The sequence below is a fragment of the Bradyrhizobium sp. B097 genome, from assembly GCF_038957035.1.
Taxonomy (GTDB): domain Bacteria; phylum Pseudomonadota; class Alphaproteobacteria; order Rhizobiales; family Xanthobacteraceae; genus Bradyrhizobium.
This window is the reverse complement of sequence record NZ_CP152412.1, coordinates 6,753,526-6,779,171: the sequence shown is the minus strand read 5'-3', so window position 1 is coordinate 6,779,171 and position 25,646 is coordinate 6,753,526. Positions and strand designations below refer to the sequence as shown.

General features: G+C 61.5%; 17 protein-coding genes. 12 read left to right on the top strand and 5 right to left on the bottom strand.

What is annotated here, in order from left to right; genetic code table 11:
* Nucleotides 1-50: 50 nt before the first annotated feature.
* Both uppS and AAFG07_RS31245 read right to left on the bottom strand, forming a co-directional pair.
* Complete coding sequence (uppS, locus tag AAFG07_RS31250) at nt 51-920, bottom strand: polyprenyl diphosphate synthase (RefSeq protein WP_342723589.1); 870 nt, start codon at nt 918-920, stop codon at nt 51-53.
* Between the two features lie 812 nt (nt 921-1,732).
* Nucleotides 1,733-1,987 (bottom strand): ImmA/IrrE family metallo-endopeptidase, encoded by a 255-nt coding sequence (locus AAFG07_RS31245; RefSeq protein ID WP_342723588.1) that lies wholly within the window; start codon nt 1,985-1,987, stop codon nt 1,733-1,735.
* Between the two features lie 644 nt (nt 1,988-2,631).
* On the opposite strand from AAFG07_RS31245, the gene AAFG07_RS31240 reads away from it, so the two are divergent.
* The 7 genes from AAFG07_RS31240 (at nt 2,632) to AAFG07_RS31210 (ending at nt 12,608) form a co-directional block, all read left to right on the top strand.
* Nucleotides 2,632-3,648 (top strand): ThiF family adenylyltransferase, encoded by a 1,017-nt coding sequence (locus tag AAFG07_RS31240; protein ID WP_342723587.1) that lies wholly within the window; start codon nt 2,632-2,634, stop codon nt 3,646-3,648.
* Entirely contained in the window at nt 3,641-5,116 is a 1,476-nt protein-coding gene (locus AAFG07_RS31235; protein ID WP_342723586.1) for a hypothetical protein, read from the top strand. The genes AAFG07_RS31240 and AAFG07_RS31235 overlap by 8 nt, the downstream gene beginning before the upstream one ends.
* Complete coding sequence (locus AAFG07_RS31230) at nt 5,113-5,637, top strand: DUF6527 family protein (protein ID WP_342723585.1); 525 nt, start codon at nt 5,113-5,115, stop codon at nt 5,635-5,637. The genes AAFG07_RS31235 and AAFG07_RS31230 overlap by 4 nt, the downstream gene beginning before the upstream one ends.
* A 556-nt stretch (nt 5,638-6,193) precedes the next feature.
* The gene (locus AAFG07_RS31225; protein WP_342723584.1) at nt 6,194-6,484 is read left to right on the top strand and encodes a helix-turn-helix transcriptional regulator; all 291 of its coding nucleotides are present in this window, start codon (nt 6,194-6,196) and stop codon (nt 6,482-6,484) included.
* Entirely contained in the window at nt 6,481-7,839 is a 1,359-nt protein-coding gene (locus AAFG07_RS31220; protein WP_342723583.1) for a type II toxin-antitoxin system HipA family toxin, read from the top strand. The genes AAFG07_RS31225 and AAFG07_RS31220 overlap by 4 nt, the downstream gene beginning before the upstream one ends.
* Before the next feature lie 151 nt (nt 7,840-7,990).
* A complete protein-coding gene (locus tag AAFG07_RS31215) occupies nt 7,991-9,856 on the top strand; it encodes a trehalose-6-phosphate synthase (protein ID WP_342723582.1) in 1,866 nt (621 codons plus the stop codon).
* Nucleotides 9,857-10,484: 628 nt separating this feature from the next.
* Entirely contained in the window at nt 10,485-12,608 is a 2,124-nt protein-coding gene (locus AAFG07_RS31210; RefSeq protein WP_342723581.1) for a prolyl oligopeptidase family serine peptidase, read from the top strand.
* Between the two features lie 746 nt (nt 12,609-13,354).
* Here the strand turns inward: AAFG07_RS31210 and AAFG07_RS31205 are convergent.
* The 3 genes from AAFG07_RS31205 to AAFG07_RS31195 form a co-directional block, all read right to left on the bottom strand.
* Nucleotides 13,355-14,362 (bottom strand): carboxyl transferase domain-containing protein, encoded by a 1,008-nt coding sequence (locus AAFG07_RS31205; RefSeq protein ID WP_342723580.1) that lies wholly within the window; start codon nt 14,360-14,362, stop codon nt 13,355-13,357.
* Between the two features lie 232 nt (nt 14,363-14,594).
* Nucleotides 14,595-15,497 (bottom strand): biotin/lipoyl-containing protein, encoded by a 903-nt coding sequence (locus tag AAFG07_RS31200; RefSeq protein WP_342723579.1) that lies wholly within the window; start codon nt 15,495-15,497, stop codon nt 14,595-14,597.
* 634 nt (nt 15,498-16,131) lie between these two features.
* Nucleotides 16,132-17,583 carry a short-chain fatty acyl-CoA regulator family protein gene (locus tag AAFG07_RS31195; RefSeq protein WP_342723578.1) on the bottom strand — a complete coding sequence of 484 codons (1,452 nt, stop codon included), beginning with the start codon at nt 17,581-17,583 and terminating at the stop codon, nt 16,132-16,134.
* A 275-nt stretch (nt 17,584-17,858) separates the two neighbouring features.
* On the opposite strand from AAFG07_RS31195, the gene bioB reads away from it, so the two are divergent.
* From bioB to AAFG07_RS31170, 5 genes are all read left to right on the top strand, one after another.
* Nucleotides 17,859-18,854, top strand: coding sequence for a biotin synthase BioB (gene bioB, locus AAFG07_RS31190; RefSeq protein WP_342723577.1), 996 nt, complete (start codon nt 17,859-17,861; stop codon nt 18,852-18,854).
* Between the two features lie 100 nt (nt 18,855-18,954).
* Nucleotides 18,955-20,484, top strand: coding sequence for an acyl-CoA carboxylase subunit beta (locus AAFG07_RS31185; RefSeq protein WP_342723576.1), 1,530 nt, complete (start codon nt 18,955-18,957; stop codon nt 20,482-20,484).
* 7 nt (nt 20,485-20,491) lie between these two features.
* The gene (locus AAFG07_RS31180; RefSeq protein WP_342723575.1) at nt 20,492-22,507 is read left to right on the top strand and encodes an acetyl/propionyl/methylcrotonyl-CoA carboxylase subunit alpha; all 2,016 of its coding nucleotides are present in this window, start codon (nt 20,492-20,494) and stop codon (nt 22,505-22,507) included.
* A gap of 58 nt (nt 22,508-22,565) precedes the next feature.
* Nucleotides 22,566-23,675 carry a CaiB/BaiF CoA-transferase family protein gene (locus AAFG07_RS31175; RefSeq protein WP_342723574.1) on the top strand — a complete coding sequence of 370 codons (1,110 nt, stop codon included), beginning with the start codon at nt 22,566-22,568 and terminating at the stop codon, nt 23,673-23,675.
* 77 nt (nt 23,676-23,752) lie between these two features.
* Nucleotides 23,753-25,615 carry a methylmalonyl-CoA mutase family protein gene (locus AAFG07_RS31170; protein WP_342723573.1) on the top strand — a complete coding sequence of 621 codons (1,863 nt, stop codon included), beginning with the start codon at nt 23,753-23,755 and terminating at the stop codon, nt 25,613-25,615.
* The last annotated feature ends 31 nt before the right edge of the window (nt 25,616-25,646 follow it).

Sequence of the window (25,646 nt, the reverse complement as noted above, 5' to 3'; positions counted from 1 at the left end):
TGCATGGCGCATTCATGACGAGCGTTTCCGGTCGACGGTTCAGGGAGACTTCATTGCCCGAATCTGCGATGCCGCGACCGATACACCCTGAGCGCCTCCTCAAAATCCGCGCGGCTGAAATCAGGCCAGCAAACGGGCGTGAAATGAAATTCGGAGAACGCACACTGCCAAAGCATAAAGTTCGACAGCCGCTGCTCTCCGGAAGTCCGGATAACGAGATCCGGATCGGATTGCCCTGCCGTATAGAGCCGACTCGCGATCGACTCAGGACCCAGGTCAGTCTGCAGCGTGTCCACGGTGCCGGCCGTGAGGTGGTCCGCGATCAGCGTCCTGATGGCATGCAGCAATTCGAGGCGGCCGCTGTATCCGACGGCGATGTTCACGTCGAGCCCGGCGATGCCTGCGGTATGGCACTCGGCGTTGCGAATGCGGCGCTCGGCATCGGGCGGAAGACGGGACAGGTCGCCGATTACGCGCAGGTGCCAGAGGCCGCTGCATGCAAGTTCTTCAAAAACATCGGCGATGACGCTCAGCAATGCGTGCAGTTCTTCCGCATCGCGACTCAGGTTTTCTGCAGACAACGGCCACAGCGTGACCATCGGAATGCCAGCCTCGCTGCACCACGACAACAGGGCATGAACGTTGCGTCCCCCTGCCCGGTAGCCGTCGATCGACTGCAGGCCGAATCGTTCCGCCCAACGCCGGTTGCCGTCGGGGATGACGGCAAGATGGCGAATCGCCAAGGGTTGATCGGACCATGGCGCATCGACCCGGTTCGTCGCGCATGCGTCGGGAGTGGACAAAGCCGTGACTTGCATCATCACCGCTCCTTCAGTTTGGCGCTGGTTGATCACGAAGATATAAGAGACGTGTTTCGCGAACGTGTAGCGCGCTCCGGCGGCGGGAAAGCTCGGCGACACGATCGCTTGATCAGTGAACGCTTGATCAGTGAACGGTCTTCCTAATGTCTTAACTATTCAGCAGCAGTTGCAAACTACCAGTTATGGGAGGTTGCGGATTGCTCCGCCGACGCCGGCCAACGCGAATACTGCGATGCCCACAGAACCAAAATCCGAATGGCGGCATTGCCAACCTCAGAGTGACTGCAGTCCAGAACGCGCCGAACGCGCCCATGCACACCCCTTGGTCGAGTGCGCGTCGGTGGAGAACCGGTTCCCTTCAACAGCAATATCCCTAGAGAGCGTAGCAGGGCAGCGTCGTTCGACGGGTGGACGGCGTCTTCGGCAGAAACCGGATCAGGACCAGAAGCACGATCGCCGGGCCGGCGGCGTCGATCAGAAAGGCGCCGCGCCAGCCGAGCGCATCGGCGGCAAGGCTTGCCGTAGGGGAGACAGAGGCCGCTCATTAGGCGTCCGATCGATCTTCCGCGAACTGTCTCGGGCCAGGCTCGCCAAGCGGGATCAGCATTTGGGTTGCGGTTGTCGCAACGCCAACAACGAACGCCGACAAGAAGAAGAGCGGCCGACCCCCACGAGCGCTGAGCTCCCACGCCCAGTGTAACCAACACCAGTCGGCGAAGGTCGACCAGTCTAGATCGGTCAGCGGAGCGAGGAAGAACGATCCGGCGGCGCATCCAACATCGGCAACGACGCGACGATGCCGATGTTGTCGGATGCGATTCCAAGCGACGGCCCGATTATCGCAAGCAATGGCTGAGTGGCAAACAGCGGCAGCGCGGCCAGCGCGACCCGGCGCCGCGCTGCCGCGGTGTCTAGTCAGAACACAGTCCAACCCTCTTGCCTATGTGCTCGCGCCAAAGTCCCAATCTCTTGATGCGGTAGTCGGCGAGTTCGCTAGAGGTGCCAAACGTCAGCCCGATGTCTGCCGAAGTCATCCGACGGGAGACTGCGTCAAGGATGGCCGCCCGCGGAAGCAGCGTGGCAGAAGCAAGGTAGAAAGCATCGTGCTCCTCGGCCTGGTCGTAAGTGCGGCCGTAACCGTCGGCCACCCGCGCGATCTTGGTCAATTTTGTGCCCGAGCAGAATGAGCCAATATTCCTCCATCACCGTTACCCGCTGTCGCTCAACGGTGTGGCAATCGTTAAGGAGCACTGCCCACAGGTCATCGGTATAGTTGAGCGGAACGCTCATCGCGGACCATTCGTCGCAAGCGACAAGCGAAAGGCGGTCAACGAGTGCTCGACCGAAAAACTCCGTCTCCGTCAACTTAAAGAGCCGCGTTCCCTCGACTTCGACGCGCAGCGAATCGAGCGGCTCGTCCGCCGACAATCCCAATTCCTCTCGGAATCGCTCGGCGGTCTTTTCCAACTCTTCTTTGGACGCGGCTACCGCCTCACCAGCTTGGGCTGGAGCCGAAGCCGCCTCTCCCGATACGCCAGTGTGCTTTCGAATGAGTTCGGCGGCCCGGAGAATTGGCCTATTCGGTGCACGATCCGCAGACCGGTACTTGGTTGGTGGACGAGGTAGAGGCGGTGGCTGCCTCGGCCTACGAGCATCGCGACGAGGTGTCAGCCACGCTCCGACCCGCATTCATCGTAGAGGTCGCCAACCGCGCGCGCGCCCAAGGACGAAGCGTCGTGCTGGTGCATACGCATCCGTTCGAACAGGGCCATCCGCGATTTTCCGCAGTCGACGATGGGGGGAGGTCGCGTTGGCCGGCTACCTGCGTCGCCGCGCTCCTGCAGGCGAACACTTGGCGCTCGTGTTGGGGCGGGCCGGCTGCCGGTCGCGGCGGATCGGTACGAGCCAAGAGGTGCCAGTCTGGGAGGTCGGCGAGCGACTGGTCCTGCTGTCGTCCAACGGATCCACCGAGGGCAGCGAAGTCCAGTACGATCGACAGGTGCGCGCCTTCGGTGCCGATGGTCAGCGCGCAATCTCGTCGCTGAAGGTGGGTGTGGTCGGGTTGGGTGGCACAGGGTCGGTGCTGGTCCAACAGCTTACTCGCCTCGGCGTTCGCGATTTCGTGCTGATCGATCCGGACGTGGTCGAAACCACGAACCTCAATCGCTTGGCCGCAGCCGGCCCGGCTGACGTGGGCATGACCAAGATCGCCGTCGCGGAAAGGGAGATACTCCTGTGCTCGCCGACCACGCGAGTGCGGGGACTGAGAGCCGACGTGGTCGATGCGAACGTCGCGGCGGAGCTTGTCGGCCTCGACTTCGTCTTCCTCTGCACGGACTCCCATGCGAGCAGGGCAGTGGTCTGCCACATCGCCTACCAATACCTGGTGCCCACGATCGACATGGGGACCAGCATTACCGTCCGGGACGGCTCGGTCACCCACATCACCGGGCGCGTGCAAATGCTGGCTCCCGAGTTGCCCTGTCTGACGTGCACGGCCGCGCTCGATGCAAATGAGATCCGACGCGAGATGATGAGCCCGGAGCAGCGAGCGTCGGATCCCTACCTCGTGGGCGCCTACCAGCCGCAACCAGCCGTTATGTCGATCAATTCGACCGCGGCGCCGCTGGCGGCCACCATGTTCATGGCCGCCGTGACCTCGATGCCGGGCCAGGCGCGCTTCCAGCTTTACGACGGATTCAGAGGCAGGGTACGGCCGACGCAGGCGAGAAGAGTCGAGGATTGCATCGTTTGTTCGCGACGAGGCGCGCTCGCGAAGGGCCCCTCATGGGGGCTACCGGTCCGGACGAGGACGAAGAATGGCTGAGGCGCGACCCGAAGTATTGTGGTTCGGGCCGCCGCCCACGGCAGAGACCGAGTGCGAATTCCTGCAGCGGGACCTCAGCCTGCGATACTGCGCCTGCGGGGCGAGCGTCGACGCAGCGAACGCCTGTGCCGCCGTGTTTCAGTTCGGGTCCGATCTGCCCCAGGATGTGCTGCGCGCTGCCAATACCCACGCGAGAACGCTGATCGACAGCGGGCTGAGGATAGATATCGTCGCGGATGACGACGAAACGATGGGGCGCGTGCAGGCCTTCTCGAAATCCGTTCTTAACATGCCCGGAGTGGCGGCGCGCACCGATCTAGCGGCGCATGCCCTGGCCGAGAAGATCGCACGACACGACGCCGGAAAAAGACCTCGCGCGGGCCTCCAGATCGAGGTCGCCGGCGAGCGCGAGCCGGTACGGGAGGTCGACAAGATACTCTTCAAACGCGCATTCGCGCACTGCAGCCGCATCGTGCTGGAGGAACTTACGGGCGGGCTGTCGGAAGCTCGGGTGTTCGCCATTCACATGACCGTCCATACGTCCAATGCCGGAGCATGGCCGCAGCCGGATTTTGCGAAACTTGATCGACGCGATAAGATCGAGAAGGAATACCGGAACTACCGGGACTACGCGGATCGATATATTCCTTTTGGCCTGAGACCGAACATTCACGACCCGGTATTCGGCGCGGAGCGTGGTCTTTTGGTCGGAAACTTCGTCGACCGATCTGAATCCTTGTGGAGCTTGGCGCGCCACAATCTTGCGGCGCGGGCTGTGACGTCGCTGATCGAAGAAACACTCGGAGGCTGGCGAGATCAGGCGTACGGGAAAGACTCGGTCGAAGGCTCGGTAGCCCAAGCGATGATTGACGCCGGGATCCTGCGTCCTGGTGAGCTGAAGTCGCGCTACACCGAAGATGCTTCCCGCCTTGGGATCACTGCAGAGCCGGAGATCATCCTCGGTCAGTTGTGCAAACTGAGCCAGCGCTATCGTGCCGCGCCGGCGCATGGCGATCTCCACGGTGAAAACGTGCGCGTGCGCAACGACCATGCGATCGTGATAGATCTTGCGTCCGTCGTCCGCTCTGCTCCTCTGACGGCGGATCTGGCCGCTCTCGAGACATGGCTTGCCTTTCATTTGCCACCCGAGTGCGACGCTCAGAAATACGAAGATGCCATTTGGGCGGCGGAAATCGATCGCCTATACGCCCCGACATCCTTCCTGCATCCGCCCGGTCCTTGCGATCCGACCAGCAAGTTCTGCTGGATGTCCACCGTGGTCCGGCAGCTGAGGCGTATGGGAATCGCGATACAGTGCTGTTCCACCGAATACCAAGCCGCCGTCGCCGTTCAACTCCTCAGGCGTTGTCAATGGGATGATGGTCCTGCGGCGGACCGCTTCAGACGCGCGAAAGGATACGCCGTTGCGGCCGGCCTGGCGCGCGCACTGACGGACAGGGAGACATGAGCATGGTTGCGAGAAAAGTGAACCTGCTCGGCGCGGCGGAATACCGCGAGGACGGACGGAAGATGCTCGCGGCTCCAGGGGACGCGGTGGTGATCCAGCGAGGCACGTTGCGGTCGCTCCTCATACGCTGCCCGGATGGATGCGGTGAAACGCTCGTCGTCAATCTCGATCCGCGCGCGGGAAAGGCCTGGAGCCTTGATATGAGGACCGGCAGGCCGACCCTTTATCCATCGGTCTGGCGGGACGGAGGATGCGGCAGCCATTTCATTGTCTGGCGCGGTTACCTCCTCTGGTGCGACCGTTTCGAAGAAGGAAACGTCGAACCGACGTTCGATCTCGTCACGCTCGAGCAGCGCATGCTCGCGTCGCTGCGAAGGCGCGAACTGCGTAGCGCGGAGGAGATCGCCACTGACCTCGACGAGATCCCGTGGGAAGCCTCAAGGGCAGGACAGATGCTCGTGCGACAAAAACTAGCCATCTGTGGGTCGGGTAGACAAAGGGATTGGTTCGCTCTGGCGTAAGCTACATAAGCGCCGCCATGATCCGAGCTCGCGTCGCGCAGCTGGGCTCGTTGAAGCTCAAAACCTCGACTCTGGCCTTTAGAGTGGTGTGGGTGGACATATGGATCTGTGCGCTCTCGATGAAGCCGGGTGAGCTTTACAGGATCGACAGAGTGGGTCTGCTGCGACAAGGCCCGACACTGTGACGGATCGGCGAGCGCAATCGCTCGCATGTTCATGCTCAACCAGAACTCCGAGCCGGGGAGTACTCGCCAGGCGTTGCCCCGTCGTGGCCAACCATTCCAAATGGACGACTTCCCGCGCTCATTAATGGCCGCATAAACTTTCATCGGATTAGCCGACTGCAGCTGGCGCGCTGCTCGCACGATCGAGACCACGCTCGTTCAGTTTCCCGCTCGGTAAAATATGCGGTCAGATCGATACTTCCTGGCAAAGTTTCCCGATCGGTAAATCCGAGGTGATTTGGTTTCGGTTAGACCTGCCATTTTCCCGACCGGGAAAGTTTTGTTTGACGCTGGCTGAGTTCAGATCTAAATTCCCGATCGGGAAAATCATCGTGACCGATATTCCAGACACGACCACTCTTGGAACCTTGGTTCGCCAGCGGCGGAACTCATTGGGATTGCGTCAGCAGGACCTTGCATTGGCCGCCAATGTCGGCGTGCGTTTCATAGTCGATATCGAGAGCGGAAAGGAAACCAGCCAAATCGGACTGGTACTCAGGCTGCTCAAGTCGCTCGGCATATCGCTCCAAGCCAACATGGCGCCAGCGCCCGCGTTGCCTTCCCGAACGGCGAACGACGATAGCGGCATTTTCGATCCCGATAACCCGACACCATCCCAATGAGAATGCAGGAAAACGCTCCGGCAGTGGCCGGCGATAGTCTCGAGGTCCGGTACGAGGACAAGCTGGTTGGTCGAATCCGTCGGCGAACTGAGGCCGTCCAGGATATCGAATTCGTCTACGACGAAGTGTGGATGTCGGACCCCGTTAGCTTTCCGGTTTCAACACGCATGCCGCTGGCTCGTCACGTGCACGACCCGGACGTCGTCTATACTTGGTTCCTCAACCTGCTTCCGGAGGGCCGCACGCTCCAGACGATCGGTGCGATCCTTCGGATCGCAGAAACCGATGTTTTCGCTCTTCTGGAAGAGATGGGCCAAGACCTTCCGGGGGCGCTCGAGATATCCCGTTCCGCAGACGAGAGGCCGCAGCGCAATCCGAGATACCGGAAGCTGACCGAAGCCGAGCTGGCGGAGACTCTTCGAAGGCTTCCGGAGAGGCCGTTTCTCGTCGGAGACGAGGGGATCCACATGTCCTTGGCAGGCGCTCAGGACAAGTTGCCTGTGGCCCAATATCCGGATGGCGCAATAGGGCTAGCGCTGGATGGTATGCCGACGACCCACATCCTCAAACCGGCCAACAAGAGATTCCACTCCGCTGTCGAGAATGAGGCTTTCTGCCTTCGCCTGGCCGCCGCGGTGAAGCTGCCCGTCGCGGGCTATTCGATAGGAAAGGCGGAGGATATCGAATACCTGTTGGTGAAACGCTACGACCGACAGGTCCGAAGCGGACGGGTTCGCCGGATCCATCAGGAGGACTTCTGCCAAGCGACCGGATACATTCCGCATCTGAAATACGAATGGAATCCGCAAACCAAGCAGCCCGGCCCGGGATTGAAAGCTTGCCTGGACGTGTTGACCCCGACCGGCAACGCGGCTGCTAACAAAGTTCGTTTCGTGGACTACATGGTGTTCAACGTCCTTGCAGGAAACGTCGACGCGCACGCAAAGAACTACTCCTTGCTGATCGAGCAAGGCGGTGCCGTGACGATGGCTCCGCTTTACGATGTGATGAACGGGGAGATCTACGAGGGCGTGACGAGGAATCTCGCAATGAAGATCGCCGGGAAGAATCGCGGTCGCTACATCGGCGCGAGACACTGGGATCGCTTCGCCAAGGAAAATGCCCTTTCAGCCACCCAGGTGAAGCGCAGAGTCGCGGCGCTGTCTCAAGCGGTTCTAGAAGCGTTGCCCGGCGTGGCCGTCGAAATGAACGCGGCCAAGAAGTCCCCGGCGTACCAGCAGATCGAAGGATACATCGCCAGCACCTGCCGCAGCATGCTGTCGAACCTCAAGAATGATCCCAAAGACGAACCGGAGAACGACGAGAAGGGGGCTCAAGCTCCCGGATTCTCGTGATTATCTTTCTGGGCGCAGGAGCGCATCCGGCGCCGAGCGTTAGCTGAGGCGTTCGCGGTGTGTGACCTGCCATGCTGGGCGAAGTGGAGATAACTCGGGGCTGATCTGCGAACTGTATCAAACGCAAGACATCGTCAAACGGAGCTACGCAATGGTTCGAATTCATGACACTCTCGACGCGGCAACATCGGGCCTCGGCAGTACATCGCACGACGCTCAGCAAGATGAAACGACAAACCAAGCGGCCTTTGACCGGTACCTGGACGAGAGGCCGCTGGAGCTGGAGCAACAAGCCGGCGCAGGTCCTTCCCGTGCTGTTGTTTCGGGCGATGTGGAGAATCGCATTGATACGGCAGACCAGCTACCGGACATGAAACTTGTTGTCATTTCGAACCGCGTTGCGCAGTTTGACCCCAATATACCCCAGACCGGCGGTCTCGCCGCGGCCCTCGAGCCTGTCGTGGAGCGTTCCGGCGCGGTCTGGATGGGCTCCTTGGAGAAGCGCGGCGGCGGAACCGAGCAGCCCCTGCCGCTCGTGAAGACTGGTGCAGGCCATGTGGCCAGGCTCGATCTGCCGGCCGCGGACTATCCTGGCTATTATCGAGGTTTTTCGAATTCGACGTTGTGGCCGGCATTGCACTCCCTGCCCGAGCGAATGTCGGCTTCGGAAGAGGATTATGGCAGCTATCGAAAGATCAACGACTTTATGGCGCGTGCGGCATTCGGCCTACGGGATCGGGACGCATTCTGGGTGCATGATTATCATTTGCTTCCGCTCGGGGCCGATCTGCATAGGCTCGGCATCGAGCGGCCGACCGGCTTTTTCCTGCATACGCCATGGCCGACGCCTGACATGATAGAGCGCGTACCCAATCATCGCGAACTGATGAAGTCGATGCTGGAATACGATCTGCTCGGCTTTCAGACGACCCGGGATCTGAACAATTTCCTGGCGTGTCTCCATTCCCATTTCGGGTTGAAGAGCAAGGATGGCGTCGTGACCTCGGAGCGGGGCCAGACGCGACTTCAGAAGTTCCCAATCGGTATCGATCCGAAGCAGTTCGCAGAGTATCTCGCAGCAGACCTGTCGCCCGCAGAGCAAGAAAAAATCTCGTCGTTATTGAAAAACGTCGAGGGCGCCAAGCTTGCGATCGGCGTAGACCGGCTCGACTACACGAAGGGTATCGACAAACGGGTCGAAGCATTCAATCAGCTTTTAGCGGCCGAGCCGCGCAGTATCTCGCTGTTGCAGATCGCGCCGCCCTCACGCGCCGACGTCGAAGAGTATCAGAAATATAAAGATGAGGTGAAGAACGCGATCAACCACGTCAATGCCGAGCATGGCACGCAGGATTGGAGTCCGATCCACTACGAGAATGACGCGTTCAGCCAGGCTGCACTCGCGCGTCTTTACCGTGCTGCGCATGTCGGCATCGTGACACCGCTGCGCGACGGCATGAATCTGGTGGCGAAAGAATATGTTGTTACACAAGATCCGGAGGATCCCGGCGTTCTGGTATTATCCAAGTTTGCGGGGGCGGCTGAAGACTTCAACGAGAACGGGGCGCTGCTGGTGGATCCAACCCGCCCTGAAGAGATCGCAGGCGCAATTTCGAAGGCGGCCAACATGCCGCTTGAGGAGCGTGTCAAGCGCTGGCGGTCGATGATGGACAAACTTGAATCCTATACCATCCACGATTGGTCGGCGGACTACGTTCGAGAGCTGGACAAAAGCCGGATCACCGTTCCGGCTGATCAGTTCCACTATCTCGGTCTCGGCTGGACCAACGAGGCTCAGATGCCCATGTACCAGAACTATGCCGAGGCGGTGACCGCCTACAATGAGATCGAACCCGCGAATGCCGGGTTGAGGGAGGCTGCCTATGCAGACGTGAAATCGGCCTTTGAGGCGTTAGCGGCCCCACTGGAGCATACACAGGATAGACTCTGGGACCTGCCGACGGCGACAGCTTCGTTCAATGGCCGCCGCGGACAAGAGCTGGCCGAGGAGGACTGACTGGGCGAGGCGCATAGCACTGCGCACTACACGCTCCTGTAGCAGGATTTGCAGAGGAACAATTCTGAAACTGATGCGCGGTCGCGGTTCTTGCGGGCCGCGCAAGCCAAGATGATGACCGAGAACGTTAATGACCTGCATGAAGCCGTCATGCGAGTGGCCCACGACCGAGAATGGGAGCGAAACAGCCAACTTCTTGTTCCGTGCCAGCAAACGACCCCGATGCGAGTGGCGGCTGCCCCAATTGCGGCGCTGCTGCTCGTTGATCGTTGCGCGCCTGAGCGACGGTTGCCCTCAACATCCTGCGATCTCATCCGGACAGCGCCTCGATCAGACGCAAATTCAAGCGCTGCGGCTGGGACGATGCGTTTCTCGTCAGCATGCTCGGATATCCGCCCGGCACTTCGTTAATGTCAGCTTCTGAACCAATGTCGGCAAGCTGACATCGCCATGCGGCCGGGAGCGGCTGAAACTCGCGACTTTTCGGTCGGCACGCGGCTTGCAGTGTTCGAGCTGCCAGCTGGCACATGCCTGCCAATGCACCCTGACGAGATCGGATGCGCATTGTTGGCTGCTCTTAACGCGAGAACTGCAAGCATGGCCGTTCGACATCATCCGGGACAAGCCCATGAACACGTCACTGCTCTGCGCCGCGTTGCTCTCGATTGCCTGTCACACCTCCGCGGCGCTGTCGCAAGAGCGGACGGATGCGGGGCCGGCTGACGACCCATTCCTTTGGCTCGAGGAGATCGAAGCGCCGCGCGCATTGGCTTGGGCACGCGCCGAGAACGACAAGACGCTCGGCGTGCTCCAGTCAGATCACCGCTATCGGCGCTCTTACGAAGAGGCGCTCACCATCCTGCAGGCCAAGGACCGGATTCCGTACGTTTCGTTGGGGCGGCGCGGCCTGGAGAATTTTTGGCAGGACGACACGCACGTGCGCGGCGTCTGGCGGCGCACCACGCTTGAGAGCTATCGCAGTCAAGACCCGCGATGGGAGACCATCCTCGACATCGACCAGCTCGCTGTCGCCGAGAACAGGAATTGGGTTTTCAAGGGTGGCCGCTGTCTTCCGCCGGAAGAGCGGCTCTGCCTGCTTTCTCTTTCCGACGGCGGTAAGGATGCCGCGTCCATCCGCGAGTTCGACCGGGACGCCAAGGCCTTCGTTGCGGGCGGCTTTGATTTTCCCGAGGCTAAGCAGAGTATCAGCTGGGTCGATGGCGACACTGTCCTTGTTGCACGGGACTGGGGCGAAGGGACCCTGACGCAAGCCGGCTACCCGTTCGTGGTGAAGGAGCTTAAACGCGCTCAGCCGCTCACCGAGGCACGCGAGATCTTTCGAGGCCAACCGACCGATGTCCAGACGATTCCCTTCGTGCTTCGCGACACTGAAAGCCAGCTGCATGCCGTCGGCGCCATCCGCGCGATCAGTTCCTTCGAGCATGAGTACGTGCTCTTCGACCGCAACGGACCTATCAAGCTCAATCTGCCCAAGAAGGCGGCGATCGTTGGGGTCGCGAGTGGCCGCCTGCTTGTGAAGCTTGACGAAGAATGGGCGCTGCCCGGAAACACCAGCTTTTCGGCAGGCTCGATGATCTCGTACGATTTGGCCGACTGGAAGCACGATCCCCTGCGCGCCAGACCGTCGCTTGTCTTTCAGCCTGGGCCCCGGCAGGCACTGAGCGGGGTGCATCGCACAAAAAACCTGTTGATCCTGACGGTCCTCGACAATGTTCAGAGCAAAGCGTTCGTCTACAAGTACGACCAGGGTACTTGGTCGGCGACGGCAATCCCGCTCCCCGACAATGCGAACGTCAGCCTGTCAGCCGCTTCCGAGCAGGCGGATCAAGTGATGTTCACCGTCTCCAACTATCTTACGCCAACGTCACTTTGGTATTTCGATGCCCAAAGCAACAGCCTCGAGGCGCTGAAGACGACACCTGCGCAGTTTGATGCGTCCCACCATGTCGTCGAGCAGCTCGAAGCGCCTTCGCGTGATGGCACTCCGATTCCGTATTTTCTCGTGCGTCCGAAGAACACAAGGTTTGACGGCGCGATCCCGACGCTGCTCAATGGTTATGGCGGATTCCAGGTTCCGCTGCTCCCGTCCTATCTGGGACCTGCGGGGCGGCTCTGGCTCGAACAGGGCAATGCCTATGTCATTGCGAACCTGCGCGGGGGCGGCGAGTTTGGTCCAAGATGGCATGAAGCCGCCCAAGCGGCGACCAAGCAGAGGACATGGGATGATTTCATTGCCGTTGCCGAGGACCTGATTCGGCGCAAGGTCACAAGTCCCCGCCGACTGGGCGTGGTTGGCGGTAGCCAGGGCGGTCTGCTTGTTGGTGCCGCAATCACCCAGCGTCCCGAGCTCTTCAACGCCGCGATCATCCAGGTTCCGCTATTTGACATGCTTCGATTCACCAAACTGGGGGCGGGCGCCTCCTGGATCGCCGAGTATGGTGATCCGGCCATTCCCGAGCAGCGCGCGTGGATCGAAGCCTACTCGCCCTACCAGAAGCTGGTGCCGGGCAAGCCTTACCCCGTCCCTTTAATTCTCACCTCCACCAAGGATGATCGCGTGCATCCAGCGCACGGCCGCAAGGCCGCCGCGAGGCTCGCTGCGCTGGGCCAGCCTTACTTCTACTACGAGAACATCGATGGGGGACATAGCGCCGCGGCCAATCTGATCGAATATGCGCGTCAGCTAGCCCTCGAATACACCTACGCATTCAGGCGGCTTTGTCTTGAGTAAGCTCGACGGACGGGGTGATCGAAGCCGATAAAGTCAGACCATTGGTCGTCTCGGCATCGCCACGTTGGTCAGCGGAGCTCATCGAGCCGGCCGCAAGGCGATACCACCAACGACACGATCGGCGGGCAAGATGGTGCGCCGGACTTTGACGGCCCTTGACAACTCGCGTCGCGCACGGGAGGTGTTCGAACACGGGGCCGCCAATTGCGGCTCGCCATCCAGTCTTGCTAACCGCCCCGCATCTCGGTCGATGGGCCAACGGCCGACTGCGAGCGCTGGATCGGAGCTGTGAATGCTGACTTTCGGGCCGGAGATCTTCTCGTCTCCGGCTGGCTGGAGCGGCGCGACTGAGCATGGCTGCGGGTGAGTGACAGCGCTCCACATTTTCGTTGCCGAAAGCAGCGCCTGGATCAGGCCGCGTCTCTGGAAATCAGGCCCAAGGGCTATGCGGATGGCGGTAGCTTCAAACTCTGACGGCAGAAGCCTGGGCTGAGAGACCTCACCAGTCGATAGTTCAAGGATCCACGATGGATCGGCAGGCGAAGATCAATCGAACTAGAACTAGAGATGGCCGGTTCTCCGAAGTGAGCAATCTGGACGTAAATCCGACTGCCATTCATCCCGGCTGCAAGTTTGAATGGTGCGACGGTATCCTCTCAGAGACCGTTAAGCTGGAGATATTTAGGGGTGTTCCAAAATCCGGTGGCGATCGGCAGCCATTGACGACTCTCCTGCGTCCTTCGTGATCAAATCGGACTGATTGATCGAAAATTTCGAGGTTGATGCACGTCGCGCCGCGCCGGCGCTCGTTCAAGAAGCTCGAGCAAGCGACCTCGTGTTGTTCGGGGGGCGATCACTTCGTCGACGCCGAAGCCTTCCGCGGCATGGATCGGGCCGATCCGGCTGCGAATGGCATCGATCAGCTCCTGGCGCCGCGATGCGGGATCGGCGGCACGCTCATACTCGGCACGGTACGCGACATCCACAGAACCCTCGACCGACATTGCACAGATCTCCGCCGTCGGCCATGCAAGGCAGGCGTCGGCATCGAAACTGTGGCCGCCGCCCATCGCCACGTAACCCAACCCGTACCCCTTGCGCAGAACGATCGAGATGCGCGGCACAGTTGCGTGGCCCAGCTCGTAGATGAGCTTAGCGCTCCTGCGGCCCGACGTCGTTCTTTCCGCCTCAGATCCTATCGAAAAGCCGGGAACGTCGATCAAACAGATCAGGGGCAAACCGAATGCATCACAAGTCGCGATGAAGCGCGCTGCCTTTTCGCACGCAGGCGAGTCGAGCATGCCACCTGCGTGCAGCGCCTGACTGGCGATGAAACCGACTGGTCGGCCCTCCAGGCGCGCAAACGCGGTCACGATGTTACGCGCAAAGGTAGGTTTGATTTCGTACACGCTCTCTGGGTCGGCGATGAGCGAAATCAACGGCAAAACATCATAATTTCGACGTGTGTTGGCGGGTACTGCGTCCAGCAGCCGCTCAGCTCGTTCGGGACTGTCGGCGTCCGGCGGTACAGCCGCCCGTGGGCCCGCCGCTTGTGCATTCGCTGCCAAATAGGAGAGAAACGACCGAATGGCATCGATTGCTTGCGGTTCCGTGTCGACACCGAGGTCTGCAAGTCCGTGGCGATCGACTTGCGCGTCAGCGCCGCCGAGCGCCTGCGACGCGATCACCTCGCCCGTGCCGGCTCGCACCAGGGCGGGCCCCGCCAGTCCCATCGTCGCCTTACCCTTGAGCATGACGACGAAGTCTGCGAGACCGCAATAGTTGCAAATCCAGCGCCGAGCACGGCTGCAACCACGGGAGCCCAGCCCGACAGGCGAGCAAAATCGTGAAACGTCGCCGCCCCGTGCGCGTAGGATCTGGAATTTTGGCCGTCTTGAATGCGATGGCCGCCTCCATCAAGCAACAAGACAAGACGAAGCCCGTTCGACAACGCCAGAGAGATAGCACGGTCAACCTTTGCGCTGCTCAGATGGCCAGCACTGCCACCGAACACTGTGAAATCCTGTGCGAAGACGACCGTCGGGCGGCTATCGAGGAGCCGAATTCCACAAAGCTGTCTGCGCACAGGAGGGCGATTCTCTTGCGAGCCGTCAAGGCTCCACGTTCTCGCTGTTTGGCGACGGCGCCGGGGCGGGCCTCATCGAGAAGCGCCGCCCGCTGCTCGAGCAGAACGTCAAGACGTTCCGTCGCGCTGGTCGTCGCATCCGTTCGATTGGCATCGTCGTCCAAAGCGAGGTCGTAAGGCGCAATCACCACCAAGGGGGCGCCTGCGCGTAGCGAATCCCCCGCCGAACAAAGCACCTCTGTCACGACGCCAGCTACCTCGGCGACAACAGAATGCTCCATCTTCATCGCTTCAACCACGAGAAGAGCGTGGCCTGAGCGAATGCGGTCGCCAACATTGACGTCAATCGACAGCAGCCGGCCCTGCATTGGAGAGCGGACCAGTACGCCATCTGCGACGTAAGAGTTGTCGTCGACAAGCGCCGCTTCCGTCGGTTGGCTTCCAACGGAGCGTCTGAAGCCGGGGTGCATGTCACTCGAAACCGCGACGAGCTCCTTGGCGTGTGCTTCGACGAACCGCGTGTCGATGTGGCCGGCGACGAACTCGGGATGGAGTAAGATATTTTGCAATAGCGCAAGATTAGTCTGCGCTCCGCTGATATCGAATTCGCACAGCGATCGATAGGCACGCCGCGTCGCGTCCTCGAATTCACTGGACGCAGACCTGATTACGACCTTGGCGAGCAGCGAGTCGAAGCTCGGGTTGGCGGCGTAGCCCCGATGACCGGCTGGCTCGATCCCGATCCCTGCGCCAGAAGGCGGGTCGAACGTGGAAAGTGCGCCGGAGCTCACGCGCAATTCCATCCTCTGACATATCCTCCATATTGACACGCAACTGGAGCCCGTAACCATGAGTCGTGGGTGTCGTGGTCGAATAATCCAGTTGATCAAGCGTCGTACCTGCCGCGAGTTTGATCTGCGTCTGTACAAGATCGACCCCGGTTACTTCCTCAGTCACAGTATGCTCAATCTGGAGTCGAGGATTCATTTAGATGAAGACGAAGCGTCCGGTCTCGTGTCCTCGCTTATCAATCTAGACGAGGAATTCAACGGTACCCAGGCCGACGTAGCCTAACCCATCGACAATGCCGGTTGCGGCGTCGATCAACCGCTTCCTCATTTCGTCGCTGAGCCAGGGGCTCGGTGCAATTTCGATTATCTTCTGAAATCGACGTTGAACGCTGCAATCCCGCTCAAAGGGGTGGGCGAGCCAGCCGGAACGATCGCCGAGAACTTGCACCTCGATGCGTCGGGCGCGCTGGGCGTACGAACAGCTCTTTTTTCGCAAATGTCAGCGGAAAAGGGATAGGAGTGAGAGTCCTTAGAAAATCTGAACCCCGTCTCAAGTTGCCTGGCTGTTTCGGTAACCAAGGCAACCGGAGCAGCCGCGCAACCGGATTGTCCATCGGAAGCTATCGCAGTGTTGGCTCTTGCGCGGTCATCTGATGCCGCCGGCTCGCGGAATTTTAGTGTCGATTTGATACGGGAGCACCCCTCTTTCTATTGTACCGACGTCAAGTGGATGTCCGATCGGCGGTAACGCCCGGTGACGACAATCTTTACGTTCGCAGGCTCTGCATCCTGGACCGATGGGATCGGTTGCATCGAGGTCATCCAGGTCGAGGCCTTTCGAGTAGACCGTCTCGTTTGCATAGGCAATTTCGCATCCGAGTCCGACCGCGACGGCGCGCGGGCGACTAAGATAGGAGCCTGCCGAAAGACTCACGGTTCGAGCCACGGAAAGATATCTCGTTCCATCCGGCGTGGCAGCCAACTGGATCAAGATGCGGCCAGGCTGCGAAAACGATTGATGCACGTTCCACAGGGGGCAGGGACCTCCGAAGCGGGCGAACTGGAAGCGGGTGGCGCTGCTGCGCTTTAGCACGTTTCCGGCGATGTCGATCTTCAAGAAGTAGAACGGAATTCCTGGCGAGTCACGACGTTGAAGCGTGCTCAAGCGATGGCAGACCTGTTCGAAGCTCGTGCCGAAGCGTCGCTGAAGGCGTTCGATGTCGTACCGAACTTCGCGCGCGGTGGCGAGGAATGCTTCGTACGGCATGACCAGTGCACCGGCAAAGTAGTTGGCGAGAGCGACGCGTGCCAGCGATGCTGCCTCCTCATTACTCAGTCGTGCCTGTTTGATTTGGCGCTCGATGCTGTCTCGCTGTTCAAGGAGGCCGATGACGTGAGCGATCCAGAACAGTCGACTTTCTACGGGGGCATCTTCGGATAGAAAGAGGGTCTTGGCGTTGTTATCGAGCCGCCAGATCATCCCCTTACCAAGATCCTCTCGAGCTTGGCCCGTTCGGATCCCATACGCATCGCGCAAGTACTTGATGAAGTCTTCGTTGCGGTTCTCGGGATGGAAGTCTCGTGCTTCGGCGAGTCTTTCGGCGGCGCGGTCGAGCGCATCGAAATAGTTTCGCTTCGATTGCACCCAGTCCCGGACCTCATCGTAGGGAAAGCGGCTGGCGGCTCCTACATCGTTCTGCGCGACGCGCGTTTGCAGGGAACGATGCTCTTCTTCGAGCGCGAGATAGCCGCGGTAGAGATGGAGAAAGCGCTGCGCGATGTCGGGTGCGACCCGGACGGCCGCGCTCGCCTCGTCGGCCGAGATGGCTGACCCGAACAGCGGGTCGCTGGCGCTTTCGCGAAGTTCGCTCGCGAGCCGCAAGTCATCATCGGCTGCGAAATAGTTCGGTTCAATGCCGAGCAGCCGGCTAAGCCGCATCAGCAGCTTGCGCGTGATTGGCCTCTGATCCCCCTCCATTTGGCTCAGATAGCCTGCCGAAATGCCAAGAGCGTCTGCGAGTTCCGCTTGTGTCGTCCCGCGTTGTTCGCGCAGCCGCCGCAGCCGGTCGCCGGCAAAGATCTTCCGGTGCTTCGTCACTTTGCAAACTTAACAAAATCTGTGGCGGAATCAGCAATAATGAGCACTTCTTTTGTCCTCCTATGGCGACCGATTTGCTAACTTTGCATACATTCGATCGAGGTGCAAAGGTTGCTGATGCCTCCAGCCCAGGCGGGGATTGCATTCCGGGGAGCGCGTGACCGGCGGGGAATCACCCCGTCGGTCGTGCCGGCTTGCGAGCCTTTGGTGGAGCGATCGCAGGGGCGCGCGGTTCGTTTCCGGGATCAATGGCGGCGCTGAGGAGACGAGTCGTTATGAGCGTGATTGACCAAGCCTATCAAGATGACGCCGCCCCCACGGGGGCAGTTCGTCGGCAGTGGACCCGCTCCGAGGCCGAAGCGATCTACAATCTTCCGTTTTCCGATCTCGTTTTCCGTGCCCAGAGCACTCATCGCGGCAACTTCGATCCCAATGCTATTGAGCTCGCGAGCTTGCTCAGCATCAAGACCGGCGGTTGTCCTGAGGATTGCGGATATTGTTCGCAAAGCGCGCGCTACGATACTGGCGTCGGTGCAACTCGTTTATTGGATCAGGCCGACGTAGTTGCTGCCGCGCGGCGAGCCAAAAGCGCCGGCGCGACCCGGTTCTGCATGGCCGCTGCCTGGCGTAGCCCAAAGGACCGGGAACTTGATCGCGTTTGCGACATGGTAACCGCGGTGAAGCGACTAGGTCTCGAAACTTGTGTCACGCTCGGAATGCTGACGTCCGAGCAGGCCGAACGGCTCGCCACCGCCGGCCTCCGCTTTTACAACCATAACGTCGACACCTCGCCCGAGTTCTACGGCAAGATCATCACCACACGTACCTTGCAGGACCGCCTGGACACGTTGGAGCACGTACGCCACGCCGGCATCAGCGTCTGTTCGGGGGGCATCATCGGAATGGGCGAGGGAATCGAAGATCGGCTCGGCATGCTCGTATTGCTTGCCAATCTGCCGGCCCATCCAGAAAGCGTACCCATTAACCTTTGGAATGAGGTCAGGGGTGTACCGGTTGCGGATACCGCCTCGCGTCCCGATCCGATTGAGGTGGCGCGGCTGGTCGCGGTCGCCCGCATTTTGATGCCACACGCGGTGGTCCGGCTGTCGGCCGGACGACAGTATATGACCGATGAGCTGCAGGCGCTTTGCTTTCTGGCTGGCGCGAATTCGCTCTTCATCGGTGACGTACTGCTCACGACGAAAAACCCGCAACGCGAGCGGGATGAAGGTCTTCTACAGCGGCTCGGCATGAGCTTCCGGCCGCACTGACGAAGGCCTCGCACTATCGGCAAATCGACTGTTGCCTTGCATCCATTCTCTTTTCTTGGTTCGCACCAAGTCGGACCTGACTGTAAGGACATACGCTGCCGTGACGACATTGGCTGAACTCGAAGATCGACGTGCCGGCGCCAGGCTCGGCGGCGGCGAAAAGCGCATCGAGGCGCAGCACGCCCGCGGCAAGCTCACCGCCCGCGAGCGGATCGAGCTGCTGCTGGACAAGGGCTCGTTCGAGGAATTCGACATGTTCGTCGAGCACCGCTCGATCGAGTTCGGCATGGAGAAGAACAAGATCCCCGGCGACGGCGTCGTCACCGGCTGGGGCACGGTCAACGGCCGCAAGACTTTTGTCTTTGCCAAGGACTTTACCGTTTTCGGCGGCTCGCTCTCCGAAACCCACGCGCTGAAGATCACCAAACTTCAGGACATGGCGATGAAGGCGAGGGCGCCGATCATCGGCCTCTATGACGCCGGCGGCGCGCGCATCCAGGAGGGCGTCGCTGCGCTCGCGGGTTATTCCTACGTGTTCCGCCGCAACGTCATCGCCTCCGGCGTGATCCCGCAGATCTCCGTCATCATGGGCCCCTGCGCCGGCGGTGACGTCTATTCGCCCGCCATGACCGACTTCATCTTCATGGTGAAGAACACCAGCTACATGTTCGTCACCGGCCCCGACGTGGTGAAGACCGTCACCAACGAAGTCGTGACGGCGGAGGAGCTCGGCGGCGCCTCGGTGCACGCGACGCGCTCCTCGATCGCCGACGGCGCGTTCGAGAACGACGTCGATGCGCTGTTGCAGATGCGCCGCCTGATCGACTTTCTGCCGTCGAACAACACCGACGGTGTGCCGGAATGGCCGAGTTTCGACGACATCGGCCGGGTCGACATGTCGCTCGACACGCTGATCCCCGACAATCCGCACAAGCCCTACGACATGAAGGAGCTGATCCTGAAGGTCGTCGACGAGGGCGACTTCTTCGAGATCTCGGAGACCTTTGCCAAAAACATCGTCACCGGCTTCGGCCGCATCGCCGGCCGCACCGTCGGCTTCGTCGCCAACCAGCCGATGGTGCTGGCCGGCGTGCTCGACAGTGATGCCTCGCGCAAGGCGGCGCGCTTCGTGCGGTTCTGCGATGCCTTCAACATCCCGATCGTCACCTTCGTCGACGTGCCGGGCTTCCTGCCCGGCACCGCGCAGGAATATGGCGGCCTGATCAAGCACGGCGCAAAACTCTTGTTCGCCTATTCGCAGTGCACGGTGCCGCTCGTCACCATCATCACCCGCAAGGCCTATGGCGGCGCCTTCGACGTGATGGCGTCGAAGGAAATCGGCGCCGACATGAACTACGCCTGGCCGACCGCGCAGATCGCCGTGATGGGCGCCAAGGGTGCGGTGGAAATCATCTTCCGCGCTGACATCGGCGACCCCGACAAGATCGCCGCCCGAACGAAGGAATACGAAGACCGCTTCCTGTCGCCCTTCATCGCCGCCGAGCGCGGCTACATCGACGACGTCATCATGCCGCATTCGACCCGCCGCCGGATCGCGCGGGCACTGGCGATGCTGAAGGACAAGAAGGTCGAGATCCCGGCGAAGAAGCACGACAATTTGCCCTTGTGAGATGGCTGTGTTCAAAAAAATCCTGATCGCCAATCGCGGCGAAATCGCCTGCCGGGTCATCAAGACTGCGCGCCGTATGGGGATTGAGACGGTTGCCGTCTACTCCGAGGCCGACCGCGACGCGCTGCATGTGGAGATGGCCGACGACGCCGTGTTGATCGGCCCGCCCGCCGCGGCCGAGAGCTATCTTCTGATCGACAAGATCGTCGACGCCTGCCGCAAGACCGGCGCACAGGCGGTGCATCCCGGCTACGGTTTCCTGTCCGAGCGCGAGGCGTTTCCGCGCGCGCTGGAAGCCGCCGGCATCGTCTTCATCGGCCCGAACCCCGGCGCCATCGCCGCGATGGGCGACAAGATCGAATCCAAGAAGGCCGCGGCCAAGGCCAAGGTCTCGACCGTGCCCGGCCATCTCGGCGTCATCGAGGACGACAAGCACGCCGTCCAGATCGCCGACGAGGTCGGCTATCCCGTGATGATCAAGGCCTCCGCCGGCGGCGGCGGCAAGGGCATGCGCATCGCGCATTCGAAGGGCGAGGTCGCCGAAGGCTTCAACCTCGCCAAGGCCGAGGCGAAGTCGTCGTTCGGCGACGACCGCGTCTTCATCGAGAAATTCATCGTCGATCCCAGGCACATCGAGATCCAGATCCTCGGCGACAAGCATGGCAACGTGATCTATCTCGGCGAGCGCGAATGCTCGATCCAGCGCCGCAACCAGAAGGTCATCGAGGAAGCGCCGTCGCCGCTGCTCGACGAGCAGACCCGCCGCAAGATGGGCGAGCAGGCGGTCGCGCTGGCCAAGGCGGTGAACTACGATTCGGCCGGCACCGTGGAATTCGTCGCCGGCCAGGACAAGAGCTTCTACTTCCTGGAGATGAACACCCGTCTGCAGGTCGAGCATCCCGTCACCGAGCTGATCACCGGCATCGACCTCGTCGAGCAGATGATCCGGGTCGCGGCCGGCGAGAAGCTTAGCCTCGCGCAGAAGGACGTGACCTTGACCGGCTGGGCGGTGGAATCCCGCGTCTATGCCGAGGATCCGTTCCGCAACTTCCTGCCCTCGATCGGGCGGCTGGTGAAATATCGTCCGCCGGCCGAGGCCAGCCATGACGGCATCACCATCCGCAACGACACCGGCGTGCAGGAAGGCGGCGAGATCTCGATCCATTACGATCCGATGATCGCCAAGCTCGTCACCCATGCTCCGTCGCGTGCGGCCGCGATCGAGGCGCAGGCGACCGCACTCGATGCGTTCTATGTCGACGGCATCAGGCACAACATTCCGTTCCTGTCGGCCTTGATGAACCACCCGCGCTGGCGCGAGGGCCGGCTCTCGACCGGCTTCATCGCGGAGGAATTCCCGAAGGGGTTTTCGGCGCGCGCGCCCGAGGGCGAGATCGCGCGGCGGCTGGCCGCGGTCGGCGCTGCGATCGATCACGTGCTTGGCGAACGCAAGCGGCAGATTTCCGGCCAGATGGGTGGCCGCGTGGTGCAGCGTGAGCGCCGCCGCGCGGTGTGGCTCGATCGCGCCGAAATCGCGCTCGACGTCGCGCGCGAGGATGACGCTATCGCGGTGCGCTTCATCGGCGCCGACGGCCTGCCGGGCAATCCGCACAATCTGGTGTCGAGCTGGGCGCCGGGCGAGCCGGTCTGGCAGGGCACCATCGACGGCAATTTTGTCGCCGTGCAGGTGCGTGCCATCAATAACGGCTTCCGGCTCGCGCATCAGGGCTATGAGGTGCCGGTCTACGTCTTCACCGAGACCGAGGCGACCTCGGCGCGGCTGATGCCGGTGACCTCGGCGGCCGACACCGGCAAGAAGTTGCTGTGTCCGATGCCCGGGCTCGTGGTGTCGATCGCGGTGACCGAGGGCCAGGAGGTCAAGGCCGGCGAGACGCTCGCGGTGGTGGAAGCCATGAAAATGCAGAACGTGCTGCGCGCTGAGCGCGACGGCACGGTCAAGAAGATCCACGCCGCCGCCGGCGCCACGCTCGCGGTGGACGCGCTGATCCTGGAGTTTGCATAACCGCCTCCATTCCCCGAGCAATCGGTCGCAAAACAAACTATCTGAAGGGAGATGAAACATGGTTGCTGAGTCGAGCTCGCAGACCGCTGGCGGCGCTGGTCCTCTTGCAGGCGTTCGCATTGTAGAGTTCGCCGGCATCGGCCCTGGCCCGTTCGCTTGCATGATGTTAGCGGACATGGGTGCCGAGGTTGTAACTCTTGATCGTATCGGTAGCGCAAGAAACCTAAAAGGAATTGCGGAGCGCGGTCGTAAGTGGGTCCACGTCGACCTCAAAGACGTCAACAGCATCGGGGAGGTGCTTGAGCTCCTCTGTGCGGCTGACGCTCTCATTGAGGGGTTTCGTCCCGGGGTGATGGAGCGCCTCGGGCTCGGTCCAGATGTCGTTCTAAGTCGAAACCCTGGACTCGTGTACGGTCGAATGACCGGTTGGGGCCAGTCGGGCCCTCTCGCCAACGCGGCCGGTCACGATATCAACTACATCTCCATCACAGGCGCGCTCGCCGCAATCGGTCCGCGGGAAAGGCCGGTCCCGCCGCTCAACCTGGTCGGTGATTTCGGTGGAGGTGCGCTCTATCTCCTCGTAGGGGTTCTCGCCGCGCTGATGGAGGCGAAGAAGTCGGGCAGAGGACAGGTCGTGGACGCCGCAATGTGTGATGGAGCCGCCTCATTGATGACCATGTTCTTCGACCTGAGCGCCAGTGGGAAATGGGTGGAAGGCCGCGAGCAAAATATGCTCGATGGAGGCGCGCATTTTTACGGTGCTTTCGAATGCGCTTGCGGCAATTTCGTTTCGATCGGATCTATCGAGCCTCAATTCTACGCGCTTTTGCGGCAGCATGCAGGCCTGCTCGATTCTGAATTCGACGCTCAGATGGATCCCGTAGCCTGGCCCAACTTGAAGCAGAAACTTGCGGCAGTTTTCAAGAGCAAGACACGCGAGGAGTGGTGCAAGATCATGGAGGGCACCGACGTTTGCTTCGCCCCGGTGCTGACAATGGCTGAGGCCTCGCACCACAAACACATGGTTTCCCGCCAAGCGTTTCTGACTCGGCACGGAGTGCTGCAGCCCGCCCCGGCACCGCGCTTCTCGAGGACCCCTTCAATGGTCAGGGACCCTGAGGAACTGCCGCTCGCCAGCGTCGTGCAGCGCTGGAAGGATCACCGATAGGTCTATAGCGCTCGAAGTATCAATGGATGTCGTGCAGCTCGATCCGCAAAATTGTGCAGATATGAAGGGAGCCAGGTGTGACAACGGTTGAATTGCCATTGGCGGCCGATTTCCCCAAGGCGACAGTCGAAGACTGGCGCAAGCTGGTCGATGGCGTGCTGAAGGGGGCGCCGTTCGAGAAGCTGGTCGGCAAGACCTATGACGGCCTGAAGATCGACCCGCTCTATCCGCGCGCCAGGGGCGTTGCGCCCGTGGTGGGACGGCCTGCCGCCGCACCGTGGCAGATCATGCAGCGGATCGACCATCCCGATGCGGCGCTCGCGAATGCGCAGGCACTGACCGATCTCGAAAATGGCGGGACCGGGCTCGCGCTGGTGTTCGCCGGCGGCAGTGGCGCTCACGGGTTCGGGCTGGAACCTTCGGCCGATGCGGTCGCAAAGGTCTTCAAGGATATTCATCTCGATGCCGGCATCGGCATCGAGCTCCAGATCGGTCCGCAATCGCGGATGGCGGCGATCCATGTCGCGGAATATGTGAAGAGCAATGGCCACGATCCCGCCGCCTGCAACATCCGCTTCGGGCTCGATCCGCTTGCGGCCGGCGCGCTGTGGGGGCACAGCCCCGACACATGGGACGAGATCGTTCCGGCCGTCACCGGCGCCATCAAGGGGCTCGCCGCGCTCGGCTTCAAGGGACCGTTCGCGTCCGCTGACGGGCGCGTGATCCACGATGCCGGCGGCTCCGAGGTGCAGGAGCTCGCGTTCGTGCTCGCCTGCGGCGTGGCTTATCTGCGCGCGATCGACGGCGCCGGCGTTCCGCTGGAGCAGGCGCAGGGGATGGTCTATGCGCGGCTCGCCGCGGATGCCGACCAGTTTTTGACCATGGCAAAATTCCGCGCGCTGCGGTTGCTGTGGGCGCGCATCGAGACGGCGTGCGGGCTGACGCCGAAGCCGCTGTTCATCGCCGCCGATACGGCCTGGCGCATGCTGACGCAGCGCGATCCCGACGTGAACATGCTGCGCACGACCATCGCGACGTTCGCGGCCGGGCTCGCCGGCGCCAATGCGATCACCGTGCTGCCGCATACCCTGGCGCTCGGGTTGCCCGATCCGTTCGCGCGGCGCGTGGCGCGCAACTCGCAAGCCCTGCTGCTGGACGAAAGCAACCTCGCCAAGGTCAGCGATCCCGCAGCGGGCGCAGGCGGCATTGAGACACTGACGGCTCAGCTCTGCGACGCCGCCTGGGCGCTGTTCCAGGAGAGCGAGAAAGCCGGCGGCGCCTTCGCTGCGCTTCAGGAAGGCCTGTTCCAAAGCAAGGTCGCGGCCGCGCGAAAAGCGCGCGACGCCAATATCGCCAAACGCCGCGATATGCTGACAGGCGTCAGCGAGTTTCCCAACCTGCTTGAGAGCGAAACGGCGGTGCTGAAGGCGACGCCGGTCGCGCTCGCGCCCTACGGCAAGCAGAAATACAACTTCGAACCACTGCCGCCGATCCGGCTGGCGGAGCCGTTCGAGGCGCTGCGCGACAAATCCGATGCGGCGCTGAAGGGAAGCGGCGCGCGGCCAAAAGTGTTCTTGGCCAATCTCGGCACGCCCGCCGATTTCACCACGCGCGCGACCTTTGCGAAGAGCTTCTTCGAGGCCGGCGGAATCCAGGCCCTCGACAGCGAGGGTTTCGCCGATCCGGGCGGGCTCGCGGCCGCGTACAAGGCGTCTGGCGCAGACCTCGCCTGTCTTTGTTCCAGCGACAAGGTCTATGCGGAACACGCCGAAGCCGCGGCCAAGGCCCTGCAAACGGCCGGTGCGCGGATCTATCTGGCAGGTCGTCCGACTGACGCCGAGCCGGCGCTGCGAGCGGCCGGCGTCACGGGCTGCATCTTCGCCGGCGGCGATGCGCTTGCGACATTGCAGGACATCTACCGATGGCTCGCGCCAAACTAATTGACCGTGTTTGACAATCCCGTGCTCACTT

Bases quoted from the DNA above. Each gene is read 5' to 3' on its own strand.
- AAFG07_RS31235 (WP_342723586.1), top strand. From the start codon at position 3,641: ATGGCTGAGGCGCGACCCGAAGTATTGTGGTTCGGGCCGCCGCCCACG.
- AAFG07_RS31230 (WP_342723585.1), top strand. From the start codon at position 5,113: ATGAGCATGGTTGCGAGAAAAGTGAACCTGCTCGGCGCGGCGGAATAC.
- AAFG07_RS31220 (WP_342723583.1), top strand. From the start codon at position 6,481: ATGAGAATGCAGGAAAACGCTCCGGCAGTGGCCGGCGATAGTCTCGAG.
- AAFG07_RS31215 (WP_342723582.1), top strand. From the start codon at position 7,991: ATGGTTCGAATTCATGACACTCTCGACGCGGCAACATCGGGCCTCGGC.
- AAFG07_RS31210 (WP_342723581.1), top strand. From the start codon at position 10,485: ATGAACACGTCACTGCTCTGCGCCGCGTTGCTCTCGATTGCCTGTCAC.
- AAFG07_RS31205 (WP_342723580.1), bottom strand. From the start codon at position 14,362: ATGCTCAAGGGTAAGGCGACGATGGGACTGGCGGGGCCCGCCCTGGTG.
- AAFG07_RS31200 (WP_342723579.1), bottom strand. From the start codon at position 15,497: ATGGAATTGCGCGTGAGCTCCGGCGCACTTTCCACGTTCGACCCGCCT.
- bioB (WP_342723577.1), top strand. From the start codon at position 17,859: ATGAGCGTGATTGACCAAGCCTATCAAGATGACGCCGCCCCCACGGGG.
- AAFG07_RS31175 (WP_342723574.1), top strand. From the start codon at position 22,566: ATGGTTGCTGAGTCGAGCTCGCAGACCGCTGGCGGCGCTGGTCCTCTT.